Here is a 17,081-nt window from a genome sequence, read left to right as displayed (position 1 = left end):
AAACACATACCGCCATCACAATCTCTACTTTAGCTGCTCACTGACCAACGGATAGTGATCCCACACTTGTTTATCTGCTAACGAGCGCACCAGTTTGATGTATTCTGCATGTGTCCAAGCTAATGGCGTAGCAGAGTTAGTGCCTTCACCAAATTTGTAACCGTGCGGATTAACCCCTACGTTGTCCCAAACTTGTTCTGGCAGCATCATGCCTTCATTGGCAAATAGCTCCATGCCTTTGACATAAGTGTGCTTTATTTTATCGGCTGTTTTCGTATTAAACGTATTATTTTGCACTGCTAGCGCAATATCATAGTGACCACGCTCACCAGTGAAAAATGGCCAAACTCGACCGCGTTGACCAGCGGTGTTTTTGCCACTTTCCGCGTAATTTGTACCGCTAATTTTGTCTTCGCCGTAACCATCATTACCATAGCGACGATAACCTGGATACGTGCCCGACTCGCCTTCAAAGGTAAAACTGTATTTTACTCTGAGTTCATCAATCATGGTTTCGTCATCATATTCAGGCAGTGTTGCTACAATACTGGGTGCATCAGCTGAGCGTACACCATAGCGTACTAATTCTAAAAATCCGCCATCAATAATGGCTTTTTTATTCATGCCAGCTCGGCCATTATTAGTGTTTATCTTGCTGTTGCTGCTTGGGTTTGAATCTTGCCCAATGCGGAAGAAGTACTGTCCATCCGATGCTTGGCTATTGCCCTGTTCTGCAAGCACACCTTCATGGGTAAACATTAAAGACTCAACTTGCATATCGTACTTACGCGCCGTCTCTAAATATCGCTGGGCAGCCGCCATATCACCACTGCGTTTTGCGATATCAGAGGCAGTGACTAAGCCTGATATAATCGCTGCTGTGGTAGAAGGTGAATAGCCACTTTGCTCTTCCCAACGTTCTTGCTGTGTTGCAGGCGGCGTAATTTGCGTATCATTCCATAAGATTTTAGCCTTACCTCCTTCCACCAAAAACTCGGCTGCCGGTTTCAGCATTTTCTTATACCAATATTGTAACTCTTCATCACTGAGTACATTCGCTTGATGCAGTTTCCACGCCAGCATAATCGGCATTGCTGTTTGATCTAACTGTACCCCTACCCACTCTAGCACGCCATCGACATGGGTTTTTTGTAAAAACCACCCGATGTCGCCTTGATTGCCCGGTGTTTGAGCACTCACTTGCACTTTCTCTAAGTATTCAAATGCCGTTTTAGCCGTATCTGCATCGCCCATAGCCATAAATGCCATGGCCACTTGGTAAAAGTCTCTTACCCATACAGCTTTGTAACCAGTGTGCCCTTTAATGGCTGGCACGGTGTCGCCCCAAGGGTTCGAGAGCGATGCAATCAATGCACCTGCATGGGTTTTATCTTCTTGTGCTTTTAACACCAAAGCACTGGTATACAAGAGCTTGCCTTTATCTGCGCTAAAATTCGACAAACGCGTTATGGGTGACAGTGAGGCGATATAGTCTTCCCAGCCAATAGCGTTCCCCATACCATTGTATGTATCTAATACCGCTTGATAGCCTTTAGATAACGTCTGTTTTGCCTGTGTAGCACTGGCCGTTTGTGAATCAGCAAAGCTCAGTACCAAATCAAAGGTCGCTGTGTTTTCTACCGCCCCTAAATCTGCCAGCATACTGACATTGCCACTGAGAGCGCCTGTCGATGTGTACGTTTGTGCCATTTTTTGCTGCTGTTGCAGAGCTCTTAAATTATCACTTTGCCCAGTAAAACCCACTGATGCTGCACGAAACCCATTTTTAGCTTGCAGTGTTAGATAGTGTTCGCCTTCAAACGCCACCAGCCCGTGCTCAGTGACTTTTGCGCTGTCTCCCACGCCATTATTATTGATGTATGGGTTGGCTGACACATAGGCATGTAACTTAGATAAATGCGTTTTTATAATGCCTCTGACAAACAAGCTTTGTCCTTCAGAGTCTGTAAATACATGCTTTTCCAATGTAAAGCGGCCTTGCTTATCGACACTGGTAATTTTGTAGGCCAATGACAACGGCCGCCCTTGTGCATCTTTATATAAATAATCTACCGACACATCCAGTTCATCAACATGACTTTCTTGCACCGTAAACGCCGTACCTGAGCTGTCAATTCCGGTGACAATAAACTGCATATCTTTAAGCTGCGCTTGATGAATTAACCCAAACATGGTTTCAGTGATCATCCCCTGTGCAATAGAAAACCACACTTTTGATACCTCTGTGGTCGCCGCACTATCACTATATTGGCCGTCTAAATACGCTTCGTAGGATGTACCAATGCCGGTTTTGCCTGCGTATGCCCAATAAGGGGTATCACCTGGCGCACCTGGCGCTACATTTTGCGTCGTCAGTTGGTTGTCTGCGTGTTGGCAACCCACTAATCCACCGGCCAACATGGCACTGGTAACGATGGCAATCGCACGCTTGCTAAATTGTTTCATGATATTCCTCTAAGCTATTGTTGTTTTTATACGCAGTACTGATACGGCAGCCAGTAATAATGACACACCGCCAATGAGCAAGGCATAAATAGGCTGATTTTCAAAAAGTTGTCGAAGGATAAGCCCCAAAATACTGGCAGCAAGTAATTGCGGGATGACAATGAAAAAGTTAAATATCCCCATAAATACGCCCATTTTATGGCTCGGCAGCGAATTACTTAACATGGCATAAGGCAATGACAAAATAGAAGCCCATGCAAAACCAATCCCAACCATAGGCAACCACAATAAGGTCGGGTCCGTAATGAATAGAAAACTGATTAAGGCAATCGCGCCCAACACTAAGTTCAGTGCATGCGCACCTTTTAAGCCAATGCGTTTAACCATCATCGGAATACATATCGCCGCCAATGCCGCAAAACCATTGTAGGCAGCAAATAACACCCCGACCCAATCAGCACCATTATTATATGCTTGGCTGGTGGTATCTGTTGTGCCGTAATGAAAACTGGTTACCGCAGACGTGGTGTAAATCCACATTGCAAATAATGAAAACCAACTAAAAAACTGCACTACTGCCAGTTGACGCATGGTGTTTGGCATTGTAAACACATCATAAATAACCTGATAAAACCCACCTGCGATCCGGTTTTTGTTTTGTAATACACCCGCAATCAGTTGCACTAATGCAAAACTCAGTAATAGCCCAGCTAATAAGTACAGCTCTTTCTCTAATTCAAACGTCGCCACCGATGACAGTAAAACACCACCCATAACCCCAAAAATTAAAGCACCTTTAGCAAAGTTAATGACTTTTAGCGACGAATTCTGAGTTGATTGCTGTTTGGCTGGTGTATCAAACCTTGCTAACTCAGTAGGGCTATATTCTCTGGTTTTCAGGATGGTCCACATAACGGCAATAAATAAAATGGCGCCACCAAAATAAAATGCGTATTTAACTGACTCTGGTATTTGTCCTGCAGGTGCCGTATTGCTTACGCCAAACCAATTCGTCATCATCCACGGCAGCGCAGAAGCTACCACCGCGCCCACACCAATGAAAAAGCTTTGCATCGAATAACCCGAAGCACGTTGCTTCTCATTTAAGTTATCACCTACCAGAGCACGAAAGGGTTCCATAGTGACATTAATTGATGCATCCATGATCCAAAGCACGCCAGCTGCAATCCACAGTGTTGGCGAGTTGGGCATTACCAATAACGACAAGGTAGTAAGTATTGCCCCATATAAAAAGAAAGGTCTACGCCGACCCAGTTTGCCCCACGTTTTATCACTCCAATAACCTATTATGGGTTGTACGATCAATCCTGTGAGTGGCGCTGCAACCCATAAAATAGGGATTTCATCAACCGATGCGCCCAATGTTTGAAAAATACGACTCACATTGCCGTTTTGCAGTGCGAAACCAAATTGGATCCCTAAAAATCCAAAACACATATTCCATATCTGCCAAAAACTTAAATCGGGTTTTTGTTGTTGCATGGCTAATCCTCTTTTTGGTAAACCACGCTTTCACGCGGTGCTAACGTCACTGTAATATGCCCTGTCGCATCAACTTGACTATTTGCATGTGCTTTTAATAAATCTGTCACCGGTAAACCTTCTCGGCTTTGCCAACTTACTGGCAGCTTAACTGTCACCGTATGATTTTGCTTGGCATCAAAATTACTGACCACCAGCAATTGCTGTTGTGCGTGCTCTCGGGTAAACGCCATAACACGTTGACGCGCTGTATCACTAGCTGTTTGTAATGACACTTGCCCAAGCTGTCCGTGAGCAACCGCAGGTGCTTTATTTAACGACATCAAGATCTCATAGAATTGACGTAACGCGCGTTGCTCATCAGACAACATCCCCCCATCAAACGCGCCATTGTTCATCCAAGCTTGATGTGCTGGTACGCCAACATAATCAAAAATACTGGTTCTACTTGGCTGACCAAAGCCCGCATTTTCTGAGCCATCTTCACCAACAGTTTGACCAAAATACAGCATACTGGGCGACTGGCTTATTAAATGCGATACCACCATAGCGGGTTTTCCCATGTCCGCATCGCCCACAAATTCAGGACTTGCTATGCGTTGCTCATCATGGTTTTCTAAAAAATGCAGCATATGGGGCGCTATATCTTGCACACTGCGATGTGCTGATATCACTTGTTTCGCACTGCCTGTTTGTTGCATCAGCGCCTTTAAGCTGTCGTAAAAACCCACTTTGTCATACAGGTAATCCATTTTACCTTGTTGAATATAAGGTCGGTATAAAGTTGGGTTATACACCTCTGCTAACAAAAAGGCATTCGGATTTTTGGTTTTAATGGAGGAGTTTAAAAAGCTCCAAAATTCAACAGGCACCATTTCAGCCATATCATAACGGAAACCATCAACACCTTGCTCTAACCAAAAGTACACGATCTCCCTAAACTTATACCAACTGCTCGGTAAGCGATGTTGCTGCCAAAACGCATAGTGCTCAGCAGTACTTTTGTGCGCAAAGTCATCTGGTAGAGTCGGAAAATCATAGCTACCATCAGGTTTTACGCCATAATTAACTTTAACGGTTTCATACCAATCATTGATATCTGGTTGTGCAGCGCGTGCGCCGTTACCTGTCCACTTCGCAGGGTACTCATTAAACTGACCATCAGCTAATGCATGCGCTTGTCCCCCAAGAGGCTGGTACTCTGAGCTGAGAGGCACTGAGAATGCCTCATTTGTGACGTAATAAAAATTATTATCCCGCGCATATGTCACACTGGTATCGTCATTTTCGCCAAAGTTAGTCACGCCTTCTGGCATAGAGATTGAGTGGTAATTACGTGCCACATGGTTTGGCACAATATCGATAACCACTTTCATCCCCGCCTGATGTGTACGTGTAATTAACTGTGAGAACTCCTGTAGTCGATGCTGCGGATCTTGTGCTAAGTCAGGATTCACATTGTAATAATCTTTAATTGCATAAGGTGAACCGGCTCGACCTTTTACCACGTCTGGGTCGTCACTTGTTATGCCATTTACACTTTCTGGTAATACAACTGCGTGATGCAATACTCCGGTATACCACATATGCGTGACGCCCAGCGTTTTAATTGCTTGTAACGCTTTTGGGGTAAAGTCATTGAATTTACCTACGCCATTCTCAGCGGCCGAGCCCCAAGGAATGTTTGCAGTATTGGTATTGCCAAATAAGCGTGTGAATACCTGATAGACAACAGGTTTCTCTGGCATATGTGAATTAACGGGTATAGCCTGTTGAGGCAACAGTGTTGGCTTAACGTGCGCCTGTTGCTGCGAGCAAGCAGCCAATGTTAAACAGCCCAACATCGAGCTGAATACCACAGTTAAATGTGTCGGCAAACTTAAAAATTTATTTCTTATCATAATTATTTCATTATTATTAAGCATCTATTGCAGTCTACATTGCCATGTACGCTAGATTGAACCACTTGCATACGTATTCAGCACATCTATTCATTTATCAGTATGCTTAATGTGTATTAACTGTGCTGAATGCGCCGGTATGCTCCTCATTTCATTCAACCTGATTGGCTTTTGTGTTAATAACTCGTGCCCAGTGTGACTGCCTTTTGTCACTTCTTGAAAACGCACAGGGTCAACCGTGACAGCACGACCGTGTTTGTTTAACAACACCAAAATTGTGTCTGTCGCGTTGCTTCGTGCATAGCTATAAATACCGTCAAATGGACTAAAGTGAATTAATTTCCCCTCGGCTAATACCGTATTACTGTTACGTATTTGAAGTAACTGACGAACATAGTTTTGCATCGATTTTTGACGTTCAGTAAGCCCTATCTGTGTTTTCGCATCTTGAGTCTGCCCAGCAAATCCGCCAGGAAAATCAATACGAATATCCCCGTGATCATTTGAGCCTGTGTTATCTAACAACACTTCAGTACCATAATAGATTTGTGGGATGCCACGCGTTGTGAGTAACAAGGTTATTGCCAGCTTAGTTTTCGCTAAATCTTGCCCAAGTTCAGTGTAAACACGACTCATATCGTGGTTGTCGGCGAAAATTAGTAAATTATTCGGATTTGCATATAAAAAATCATTCGCGAGTGATTGATACACTCTCACCCACCCCGTGTTCCAAGATTCCGGTTCATTCAGTGCTTTTATCAATGCCTCTTGTAATGAAAAATCCATCACGCTCGGTAACGCCGAACGATAACCATCTCTATTTACTTTGCCCGCTTGCCAATAAGATGCAATGGCTGGGTCCGCTGACCACTCTTCACCGACAATGTTAAACTCAGGATACTCATTCATTATTCTGCGTGTCCATTGTACTAAAAACGCTTTATCTGAATAAGAGTAAGTATCGACCCGAATACCACTTAAGTTAGCTGTTTCAATCCACCAGATTGCATGTTGGATCAAGTAATTAGCTAAGAGTGGTTGGCGCTGATTTAAATCCGGCATGGTTGGAACAAACCAGCCATCCGTAAATTGCTTTTTATCATACTCACTGGCATTTGGGTCTTGAACCGTCTGCCTTGCGTGACTTGTTGAGCTAAATTTTCCGCCAAAGTTCAACCAATCGTTGGTCGGAGGGTCACCCACCCACCAATGCTCTGAACCGGAGTGATTTAATACCATGTCCATGATCAACCCTAGGCCTTTTTGTCGAGCTTGAACACTCAGCTCAATATAATCGTCGGTACTGCCCATTCGTTCATCTATACGATAAAAGTCCGTGATTGCATAACCATGGTAAGAGTAGCTTGGCATGTCATTTTCACGTACCGGTGTTAACCACAACTGGCTAAACCCCATCGTCTGTAAATAATCTAAATGGCCGATAATGCCCTGTAAATCTCCGCCATGGCGACCACCACGGCTTTGAGGATCAGCGGCCTCTCGCATTCCCAGTAGTGTGTCATTTTTTATGTCGCCATTTGCAAAACGATCTGGGTTAATTAAGTAAATAACATCTTTACTGCTAAACCCTTTACGCTGTGCACTGTTGTCAGCTCGCGGGTATAAAGGATACGTAACTTCATACGACTTACCCTTTAATTGGTACGTAAAGTGCAGCTCACCAGAACGTGCTTGCGGACTGACTTCAACATTTAAAAATGCATAGTTGTTACTGTCCCCACGACTAACCCCTACCAGCGACACACCTTGATATGGAATCAGTTTCCAGTTGGCCTGCTTAATATTAGGTTCACGTACTAATATCTGTAACGATTGATGTGCCATCCCTGTCCACCAATTTTGTGGCTCAAATACCAAAGCCTGGACATTACGGCTTGTAAAACTCAATGCCAACAAAACACTGGCGATAACTAACAAATGTTGCTTCATGAGATCCTCAATTTATTCTTTTTGTAATGATGCTAAAAACGCATCATGTGTTGGCAGTGATGCAACCGTTGCATCAATTAACGTTTTTAAATTAACAAGCAACTCATTTCGTTGCTGAGCACTCAAGCTATCTATCAGTGGGTGTTGTTGCTCGGGTATCAGACCTTGCCCTATCATCACTTGTTGCCAAGCCATTTCTGCAAATAGCGCATCAGCTTGGTGAGGTAATACGCCCGACTCTTTAAATAGCGCAATTCTGTGTTTTAAGCGCTCAGGAATCGCCATTCCTGAACACAAACGCCAAAAGTCACTATCGGCTCGGTCGTTAAGCTTGTAATGCAAGATAATAAAATCTCGAATTTGCTCAAGCTCTTGTCCTGTTTCACGATTAAACTGCTCAACGCTGCTTTGATTTATGTTGCCTTGGGGGAAAAGCTTCAATAAACGCACGGCTGCGGTTTGAATTAAATGAATGCTGGTCGATTCAAGTGGCTCTAAAAAGCCACTTGAAAGGCCTATGGCAACCACATTTTTATGCCACGGTGTCAATCGCTTACCTGTCCGAAAACGGATCACTTTAGGGCTCCCTAATACCTCTCCTGATACGTTTTCTAACAACGTTGCTTTTGCGCTTTCATCACTCATATGTTTACTTGAATAAACAATGCCATTACCCACTCGGTGCTGTAACGGTATTCGCCACTGCCAACCAGCACGGTGCACAGTAGAACGCGTAAAGGGTTCAATTTTTTCACTATCATGCGTACTTTGTACCGCCATCGCTCTATCGCATGGCAACCAGTGAGACCAATCTTCAAATCCACAGTTGAGTGTTTTCTCAATCAGCAAAGCCTGCATGCCGGTACAATCAACAAATATGTCTCCTGACACTTGCTGACCATCAGTTAATGTTAACTGCTCTACAAACCCAGTTTCTGTAGCGATACCCACTGAATCCACCGTACCTTCAATTCGAGTCACCCCCATACTTTGCGCATGCTGGCTTAAAAACTGTGCATATAAATGCGCATCGAAATGATAGGCATACGACAAGCCCTTTAGTCGTGTATTCGGTATGTTTTGTAATTTGGCAAATTTATGCTGTTTCGCTGCTTGGTAATTCAGGGAGAAATCCCAAAAATCATGTTTATTTCCCAGCGCTTTAGCGGCTAACCAATGATGATAGAAATCGCAAAATGGAAAATCCTTGCCGATATTGCCAAACGCATGCATATAACTGGGTTTAGTTTTGCTCCAGCCTTCAAACTGGATCCCTAATTTAATGGTCGCTTTCGTGGCTTGTATAAATGTATTTTCATCAATACCCAGCGCCCCATTAAATGGCAAAATAGGCGGGATGGTTGCTTCGCCTACGCCGACGGATGCAATATTGTCAGACTCTATCAAGATAATATTAAGTTGCTTACCCATCACTTTTGCAAATAAGCTCGCTGTAAGCCAACCTGCTGTACCACCGCCCACAATCGTCAGTGTTTGTCGTGTTTGACTCTCCATTAACTTATACTCCAAAACGATTTGTCTACCATACCTTATGCTCAGCCCAACTAAACGCTTACTAAAAAGCCCTTGCTGCATACACAACAAGGGCTTTCACTCTATTTGCAATTTAATGCTTGATTAAAATTTGTAGCTAAAGCCCACTAAATAAGTACGGCCATAGTCTTGGTAGTCACGTACTTGTAATGCATTGTCACCAGAGAGCGCTGTAAATGGTTCTTCAGTAATATTCTGTACTTGTATACTAACCGACAACCCAGCCAACTCGTCGAATCCGCCTTCAGCAAAATCGTAGCCTAACTGCGCATCCCAAATCGTTTCACCTAAAATATCAACTTGAACAGTATCAAAGCCTAGTCCATATACGTCGCCTTTAAAATCACTGCGTTTACGCATACTTGTTCTTGCTTGGAAACCGTGGTTTTCATAGTAAAGTGTGAAGCTTTGTATGCGGTCCGATAGACCCGGCAGATCATATTCATTCCCATTTTGGTCATCAATATCAGACTTAACACTCGTATGACTTGCCATCAAACCAAAACCCTCAAGGCTGTCATGGAAAAGGTTAAATGGTAACGTTAAGGCCAGTTCATAGCCCCATAAATCTCCGCCACCACCATTGACCTTACCTGAACCACTACCCGTTGAGTTTGGCGGTAACTCTCCTGAGATAGGATCTACTACCCCTGTCATGTCTATTTCGTATGTTCCGTCAAATATCCACTGCTTTAAATCTTTTTGGAATACGGCAACAGAGAAATAACCTTCAGCACTAAAGTAGTTCTCATAGGTTAAATCCAAACCCACCGATTCTTTCGGCTCAAGTGTGGGATTACCCCCACTGACTTCCCAATAGTTTCCATTTTCATCGGGTCTTTGGTTATATTTGGCATTAACCGACGCGTTCATTTCATCCAAACGCGGTCGAGAAATCGTTTTTGCCACACCAAAGCGAATCGTTTGTGTTTCATCAAGTGCCAATGACAAATTTAAGCTTGGTAATAAATGAGAATAATCATGCTCAACCATGGTTGGTGACGTCACCACCTTACCATCGACACTGTTAAAGGCATTACCTTTCCCCGTTTGTTTTGTCTTGACATAGCGCAAGCCAGCGTTTCCTGTTAGAGGTAACCCTGCAACTTCGGCATCTATATTGGCTTGAATATAAGCAGCAGTTACTTCTTCCTCCACAGACCAAGACTTCGTTGCATGGCTCGGATTGGTTAAGCTTTCTGCGAGTAAATCAAATTTGCCATCAGCAACCATACGACGTGAGTCATACGCAATCATATTACCCATACCAATAAAGTCTAAATTGGCAGTACCTAATCGATACTCCTCTGGTACAGACATCATGCCAGGGTTATTGGGGTAAGAAAATTCTCCTGAAGTCATAAAATAGCCTTCAGATACTTTTGTTTTCTCTCGCTCTCGACGTGAGATACCAAACTCTACACTATTGATATAGTCATTTTCCAGCGCTTGCTTAGCGGCAAATTTCAACGCATTCAATTCATCATCAACCGTTGGCGCATTAATAAAACCATCTTGCAGTTGATTTTCGTATTCAGTGCCTACAACACCATATTTTTCGTTCAGAGCTGAACTCCAACCCCATGACAACGGGCCACCTATTTGAATTAAGTTATAATCACCATAATCTAACTGGTGTGAAAATTGCGCCCCAGTATTGCTGCCTGAAAATGTATAACCTAGGTTGTCTGCAACGCCTCTATCATCTCCTCGTCCAGTACCTGAATAGCTTTCTAAGCTCCAAACTTTACGTTCAACACTCGAGTGGCTTGCATCAAACTCAAATGACAGTGTTTCACTAACGTCGTATTTCGCATTAAAGCCAAATGAGTTCAGTTCCGCGTCTCGATCTTCATAATCGTTACGAACAACCACTCGCTGACCTTGTGTCACGGCACTATTAACAAAGCCTGAATTGGTATCAATAGTAGCACTTGACGCAGGAATTGAGCCTTGCCCCCATGCAAATGGGATCTCAATACCTCTGAGGATTTTTTCATCTTTGTAGTCAACATAGAGCGCATCAAATACCATCGACAATTTATCGCTCGGTGCCGCTTCAAGTACAAACATGGCAGAATCACGTTCAAGGGTCGATGAACGTACAAAAGGCTTTGCTCCGCCTAAAATAGAATAATTTTTACCGTCCGCACCTTCAAATTCAGGGTAACCCCATGCATTCCAACGTTTTTCCTGATTTGGCGAAGTCATCGTAGATAACGCAACGGCCACCCCAATCGTATCGTCTGCAAATTTGTCTATGTAGGATACCGTCCCTCTAAATCCATCATCGTTACCGTCTGGGTTTAGCTTTTCAAAACTGGTTTGCTCATACTGACCATTAACCTGTATAACTCGTTCATCAACGCTTAACGGCTTAACCGTTTGCATATCTATAACGCCTGCTATTCCTTCAGCCTCTAAGCGTGCACTCGGCGTTTTGTATACGGTTACGCCACTCATGATCTCTGATGGATACAAATCAAATTCAACACCACGGTTATCTGAAATTGACACTTGTTCACGGCCATTAAACGTGGTCGCACTTTCATTCTCACCAAAACCGCGAATGCTTACTTTACTCGCACGGCCATCAAGACGCTGTGCTGTTAATCCTGGTAATCGTGCTATTGACTCTGCAATAGATGAATCTGGTAATTTCCCTATGTCTTCAGCTGAAATTGATTCAACAACTTCTGAAGAGAAGCGTTTGGTATTGATAGATTCAATTACACTTGCTCTAAAGCCTTTAACTTCGATAATTTCGACTTTTTTATCTGAATCGATTTTCTTTTCTTGCGCTGCATAAGCAGTATGAGAAACAACCCCCGCTCCAATAAGAGCCAGCGTTAACATACTTGGTTTGAACATAGACATAGTGTTTTATCCCAATTACCCAATTTTTATTGCCAGAGTATATGTCGTGATAGATGTTTGGTTATTGTCAAACAGACTTATCTCTAACTTCTTTTGTTGTCAGGATGAATAGTAGCGCTCTCTTAATTTCATAAACAACTTTATGCATACGTATTCAAAGGGAGCACTCCCGTAACATGTTTACATTTCCATCACATAAAACACAGCTAAGCCAATGTATTATATAGACATAATACATATTGCACGCCTTACTATATTATCACAGCTATTTTCCTCATTTTTACAAAAAACTTAACGTTAAACCACACAAAACGTCATACTTTTCACCTAAAAGCAAACACGAACAACTGATACCAATTGATTTTGTTAATTGGTATTACCAAAATATTGTTCTACTTCTTCGCTATATCAGTACTTATAAAACTAGGCGATAACCTAGGTAACTAATTGGTAAACTTCCCTAACAAATTGGCACTCGTCACAATATGCACCTTTTTCGTCCTGAGAGAATTCGTTATTTTTGCTGCATACGTATGCAACCTTTTTACAGCTTTTCTCGCATCACGTATGCTTTGAGCCAATATTGCACAACACTCACATTGCTTTTAATGAGTAAAACCTGAGTAAGTCGTATCGAGCACAAATTTGGAGAAAGTGCATGGCTCAAAATGAATGGTGGAAAGGCGCGGTTATTTATCAGATTTACCCTCGTAGTTTCCAAGATACAAATAATGATGGAATTGGTGATTTACAAGGGATCATTAATAAACTCGATTATGTCAAATCCTTAGGCGTTGATGCCATTTGGATATCCCCTTTTTTTAAGTCTCCTATGAAAGACTTTGGATACGACATTAGCGACTATTGCGATATTGATCCGATGTTCGGTAGCCTAGATGATTTTGATACTTTAATCGCTCAAGCACATCAACGCGATATCAAAATCATTATTGACCAAGTACTCAGCCATACCTCAAATGAACATGAGTGGTTTATACAAAGTCGTGAAAATAATCTCAACACCAAAGCAGATTGGTACGTATGGGCCGATGCAAAAGCAGATGGCAGTGCCCCTAATAATTGGTTATCTATTTTTGGCGGTTCGGCATGGCAATGGGAACCAAGACGTTGTCAGTATTACTTGCACAACTTTTTAACCGAACAACCCGACTTAAATTTCCATAACCCAGACGTTAGACAAGCAGTGTTAGACAATGTTGAGTTTTGGCTAAAAAAAGGGGTTGATGGGTTTCGACTTGATGCCATTAACTTTTGTTATCATGATACCCAGCTCAGAGATAATCCTGCCAAACCAAAAGAATTGCGTCAAGGTCGGGGCTTTAGTGAAGACAACCCTTATGCATTTCAATATCATCACTTCAACAATACACAACCTGAAAATTTGGCATTCATGCAAGAGATCCGTCAACTACTTGACCGCTACCCCGGTGCTGTTAGTTTAGGAGAGATCTCCTCTGAAGATTCACTCAAAACCATGGCTGAGTACACCTCAGATGGTAATAAATTGCATATGGGCTATAGCTTTGAGCTGCTTACAAATGATTATAGTGCCGCATATATTCGTGAGACGGTGTCTAAGCTTGAACAAGAAATGACCCAAGGTTGGCCCTGTTGGGCATTTAGCAATCATGATGTAGAACGTGTTGCTAGTCGCTGGCATCACAGTGATAACACAGACCCTCAACAAGCAGCTATGCTATCAGCGCTGCTGGCATCTCTGCGAGGCAGTGTCTGTGTTTATCAAGGAGAGGAGTTAGGACTTGGCGAAGCTAATGTGGCTTTTTCCGACTTACAGGACCCCTATGGCATTACTTTTTGGCCTAACTTCAAAGGCCGTGACGGATGTCGCACACCGATGCCCTGGCAAGATACCACTGAGTTTGCCGGATTTAGTACACAAGCACCTTGGTTGCCTATCGCAGCAGAACATCGCAAATTCTCAGTTGAGCAACAATTAGCGCAGCCCAATTCAACATTACACATGTTTAGTCATTTTATGGCATGGCGAAAAACAATGCCGACGCTATTGCTTGGTAGTATTGAGTTTATACACACCCCTGAGCCGATATTAGCATTTTATCGCCACAATCAAGATGAAAGCACATTGTGTGTATTTAACTTAAGTGATGCGACCCATTCACTTAAGTTAACACTCAACACGCCTTACATCCATGATGAACTGCCTCACAATACAGGACAATATGGAAATGGTGAACTCTCACTGCCTCGTTTTGGCTGTTTTTTCGCAAATATTTAATCAACTTTCCTACCATATTTAAATACAAGGTGCCTTAGCGCACCTTGTATTTATATCACACTACAGCATAAAGCCCTTAGTCTACTTCTACACCTTTCAAACTGAATTTCTTGGTCATTCCCTGACTTGCGGGAGACACCAACCTATACCCTAACTTTTCATAAAAAGTGGGTTCATCTGCTATCATGGATACATAAGAGCCGGTCAATACAACCGATGATAAATATGCATCGATATAACTCATGACTTTTCGACCTAACCCTTGCCCTTGATATCTTGGGTCGACGGCGATATCCACCACCTCAAAGTTACAAGCACCATCACCTACCACCCGGCCCATCCCTATCAGAACTGAATCTTCTCTAATTGATATGCCATATAAGGAATTAGGTAATCCTATTGTCGCAGCCTCTAATGATTTTGCTGACAACCCGGCTGTCACACGTAAAGCGCAGAACTCTTCAGGCTCTGGTACTTTTTCTTCAAATATTATTGCCATTATATAAACCCTCTTATTTTCAATAAGTAGGATACACAATGAAACTGTATAGATAAACAGTTGTTAAGTACTGATTGTATTACATGAGCGACGATGATCAGTTTAAAACCAATTTGATATGACAATAGCAGTCTATTCTTTTCATCTTCGCGTTACGAATGAATAGAGCCCATAATTAGCCCGCTTTACTCTGCGTTTGCCATGCTAATGTTTGCTTTAATATTATCTCTCTAAGGCGCGCTATGTTCTGTGCCTTAGCATAAAACCACCCCTGATGAATCGTAACGCCATGAGCAAGGAGGTATTGGGCTTGTGTATTGGTTTCCACCCCTTCGGCAATCAATTTTTTGTTTAGATTACCAGCCATGTCAATCATGGCGTTTAGTACTGGTGACTGCAAGTTATCTAACCCTATTGAAGCCACAAAGCTCTGATCTATTTTAAGTAAATCAATTGAAAAGCTCTGTAGATAGTGTAAACCACTATAGCCGGTGCCAAAGTCGTCAATCGCAATTTCAACGCCCCACCCTTTTATCATCTCAAGTATTTTCTTTACTCGTTCTTGTGAAAGAACGTCTCTTTCAGTCAGCTCTATAGTTAAAGTACTAATATCGCGACAGGCTTGTCGCAGCACCTCTAAATACCTCGAGTCCGTCAGTAAACGTCCATTTACATTAAAAGATACTTTAAACTTAGGTTGCGCGGCTAAAATAGGCCTTAACTCAATGATAGCCTGCTTAATTTGCGCGATGGAAATGTCTACAATCGCACCACTTCGCTCTGCTTCAGGAATAAATAACGCAGGACTTAGCTCCCCTTCAACGGGATGTTGCCAGCGGATCAATACTTCAACACCAATAATTCGGTCGCTCATAGCGTCAATTAAAGGCTGGTAAACATTAAACAACTCCTTTTTTAGCAAAGCTCGCTTAAGCTGCTGCTTTAATCCCAGTTGTCGTTTATCATAGTAATTCAACAAAACGCAGACACACAACCACATTGCCACATAGAGTAAAATAAACATGCTCAATAACTGTGGATTTAAATCGTCAAACTGCACGGTATTACTACTCACAATGAGTGCTAATTCAGGTAGTGCAGACAATGGCGTTGTCATGAAATACTTTTCTGCACCATCATCAAACTTTTCTGACCCCGTATACATATGATTTAGCGGAAATAGTTTTTTATTTAAAGGTAGGCTATACAAACCATGTAAAATAATGGGTACACCGGTTTTAGCATCAACCAAAGCGACAAAATCAAACTGTGAATACTGTGCTAAATTGAGCGATCCTCTCAGCCAGGTTGAGGGCATCAGTACATTGACTTCGTATCCATCTTTTCGTGTTCTTGCCAACACAAACGCTGACATTTCTAAGTAATCACTAATTATGGGGCCATGATACCTAAGGCCTAGCGCTTTAACAGGCTCAGTCGTTTGAATCGCTGGTGCGACAACGCCAAATGAGTTGCATGCTAATAGGCCTGCTGAATTTACAATACCAATTTCACTGACAGCTGGGTTTTTAAATACGTGTTGTCGTAATATTTTTAGCGTGTCAGGTGTGCAAGTCGTATCAATTTTTTCTGCTTCAAGTAAAAATTCGTCTACCGCTTGAATCTGTGAGTTCAGCTCAAACTGTACTTTATGCACGATATCCTGAAGATGTTGTTTCGAAGAGTGCTGTTTTTGAATATAAAGCAACGATGCAATAACCCCAAAAACACAACTACACATTAGCCAAGCATAAACAACATTCGTCATTAACTTATTAAATGAGCGGCCCCCCGTTTTTGGCATATCTGTCACATCTCCACTGAAGTATCTCAAAAACGCCACCAGTATAAGTTACAAACAAGTCATTTTTATGACTGATAAAATATCAAATCGATGGCTTTACAACTTTTATTGCACTGCTGCAAGGTATTATTGAACACCGCTAAGCTTCAAAAAGCAGATCATAGTTCCCAATATAAATTCAGCATTCAACACGCCTATAACGAACAGCTATTTACGCGACTTTCTTTACCATAAAAGTCTATCAGACAG

General features: G+C 42.5%; 9 protein-coding genes. 1 reads left to right on the top strand and 8 read right to left on the bottom strand.

Features of this window, described 5'->3' with window-relative positions; all coding sequences use genetic code 11:
- Positions 1-24: 24 nt before the first annotated feature.
- From J8L97_RS06355 to J8L97_RS06330, 6 genes are all read right to left on the bottom strand, one after another.
- Complete coding sequence (locus J8L97_RS06355; RefSeq protein WP_211048284.1) at positions 25-2,466, bottom strand: glycoside hydrolase family 15 protein; 2,442 nt, start codon at positions 2,464-2,466, stop codon at positions 25-27.
- 9 nt (positions 2,467-2,475) lie between these two features.
- Positions 2,476-3,969, bottom strand: a complete 1,494-nt coding sequence (locus J8L97_RS06350) for an MFS transporter (RefSeq protein WP_211048283.1) — start codon at positions 3,967-3,969, stop codon at positions 2,476-2,478.
- Positions 3,970-3,971: 2 nt separating this feature from the next.
- Positions 3,972-5,870 carry an alpha-amylase family glycosyl hydrolase gene (locus J8L97_RS06345; RefSeq protein ID WP_211048282.1) on the bottom strand — a complete coding sequence of 633 codons (1,899 nt, stop codon included), beginning with the start codon at positions 5,868-5,870 and terminating at the stop codon, positions 3,972-3,974.
- Positions 5,871-5,960: 90 nt separating this feature from the next.
- Positions 5,961-7,820, bottom strand: coding sequence for a glycoside hydrolase family 13 protein (locus J8L97_RS06340; protein WP_211048281.1), 1,860 nt, complete (start codon positions 7,818-7,820; stop codon positions 5,961-5,963).
- 12 nt (positions 7,821-7,832) lie between these two features.
- Positions 7,833-9,335 carry a tryptophan halogenase family protein gene (locus J8L97_RS06335; RefSeq protein ID WP_211048280.1) on the bottom strand — a complete coding sequence of 501 codons (1,503 nt, stop codon included), beginning with the start codon at positions 9,333-9,335 and terminating at the stop codon, positions 7,833-7,835.
- A gap of 123 nt (positions 9,336-9,458) precedes the next feature.
- A complete protein-coding gene (locus tag J8L97_RS06330; protein ID WP_211048279.1) occupies positions 9,459-12,251 on the bottom strand; it encodes a TonB-dependent receptor in 2,793 nt (930 codons plus the stop codon).
- A gap of 658 nt (positions 12,252-12,909) precedes the next feature.
- Between J8L97_RS06330 and J8L97_RS06325 the strand changes: the two genes are divergently transcribed.
- Entirely contained in the window at positions 12,910-14,529 is a 1,620-nt protein-coding gene (locus tag J8L97_RS06325) for an alpha-glucosidase (RefSeq protein ID WP_211048278.1), read from the top strand.
- Positions 14,530-14,605: 76 nt separating this feature from the next.
- On the opposite strand, the gene J8L97_RS06320 is transcribed toward J8L97_RS06325, so the two are convergent.
- The gene (locus J8L97_RS06320; protein WP_210996162.1) at positions 14,606-15,028 is read right to left on the bottom strand and encodes a GNAT family N-acetyltransferase; all 423 of its coding nucleotides are present in this window, start codon (positions 15,026-15,028) and stop codon (positions 14,606-14,608) included.
- A 175-nt stretch (positions 15,029-15,203) separates the two neighbouring features.
- Complete coding sequence (locus J8L97_RS06315; RefSeq protein ID WP_247688554.1) at positions 15,204-16,862, bottom strand: EAL domain-containing protein; 1,659 nt, start codon at positions 16,860-16,862, stop codon at positions 15,204-15,206.
- Between the last annotated feature and the right edge of the window lie 219 nt (positions 16,863-17,081).

This window comes from Pseudoalteromonas sp. MMG012 (assembly GCF_018100875.1).
Taxonomy (GTDB): domain Bacteria; phylum Pseudomonadota; class Gammaproteobacteria; order Enterobacterales; family Alteromonadaceae; genus Pseudoalteromonas; species Pseudoalteromonas aurantia.
This window is presented reverse-complemented; position numbering and strand designations above follow the sequence as displayed.

Coding starts and splice junctions, on each gene's coding strand:
- J8L97_RS06320 (WP_210996162.1), bottom strand. CDS start 15,028: ATGGCAATAATATTTGAAGAAAAAGTACCAGAGCCTGAAGAGTTCTGC.
- J8L97_RS06350 (WP_211048283.1), bottom strand. CDS start 3,969: ATGCAACAACAAAAACCCGATTTAAGTTTTTGGCAGATATGGAATATG.
- J8L97_RS06345 (WP_211048282.1), bottom strand. CDS start 5,870: ATGATAAGAAATAAATTTTTAAGTTTGCCGACACATTTAACTGTGGTA.
- J8L97_RS06330 (WP_211048279.1), bottom strand. CDS start 12,251: ATGTCTATGTTCAAACCAAGTATGTTAACGCTGGCTCTTATTGGAGCG.
- J8L97_RS06335 (WP_211048280.1), bottom strand. CDS start 9,335: ATGGAGAGTCAAACACGACAAACACTGACGATTGTGGGCGGTGGTACA.
- J8L97_RS06355 (WP_211048284.1), bottom strand. CDS start 2,466: ATGAAACAATTTAGCAAGCGTGCGATTGCCATCGTTACCAGTGCCATG.
- J8L97_RS06325 (WP_211048278.1), top strand. CDS start 12,910: ATGGCTCAAAATGAATGGTGGAAAGGCGCGGTTATTTATCAGATTTAC.
- J8L97_RS06340 (WP_211048281.1), bottom strand. CDS start 7,820: ATGAAGCAACATTTGTTAGTTATCGCCAGTGTTTTGTTGGCATTGAGT.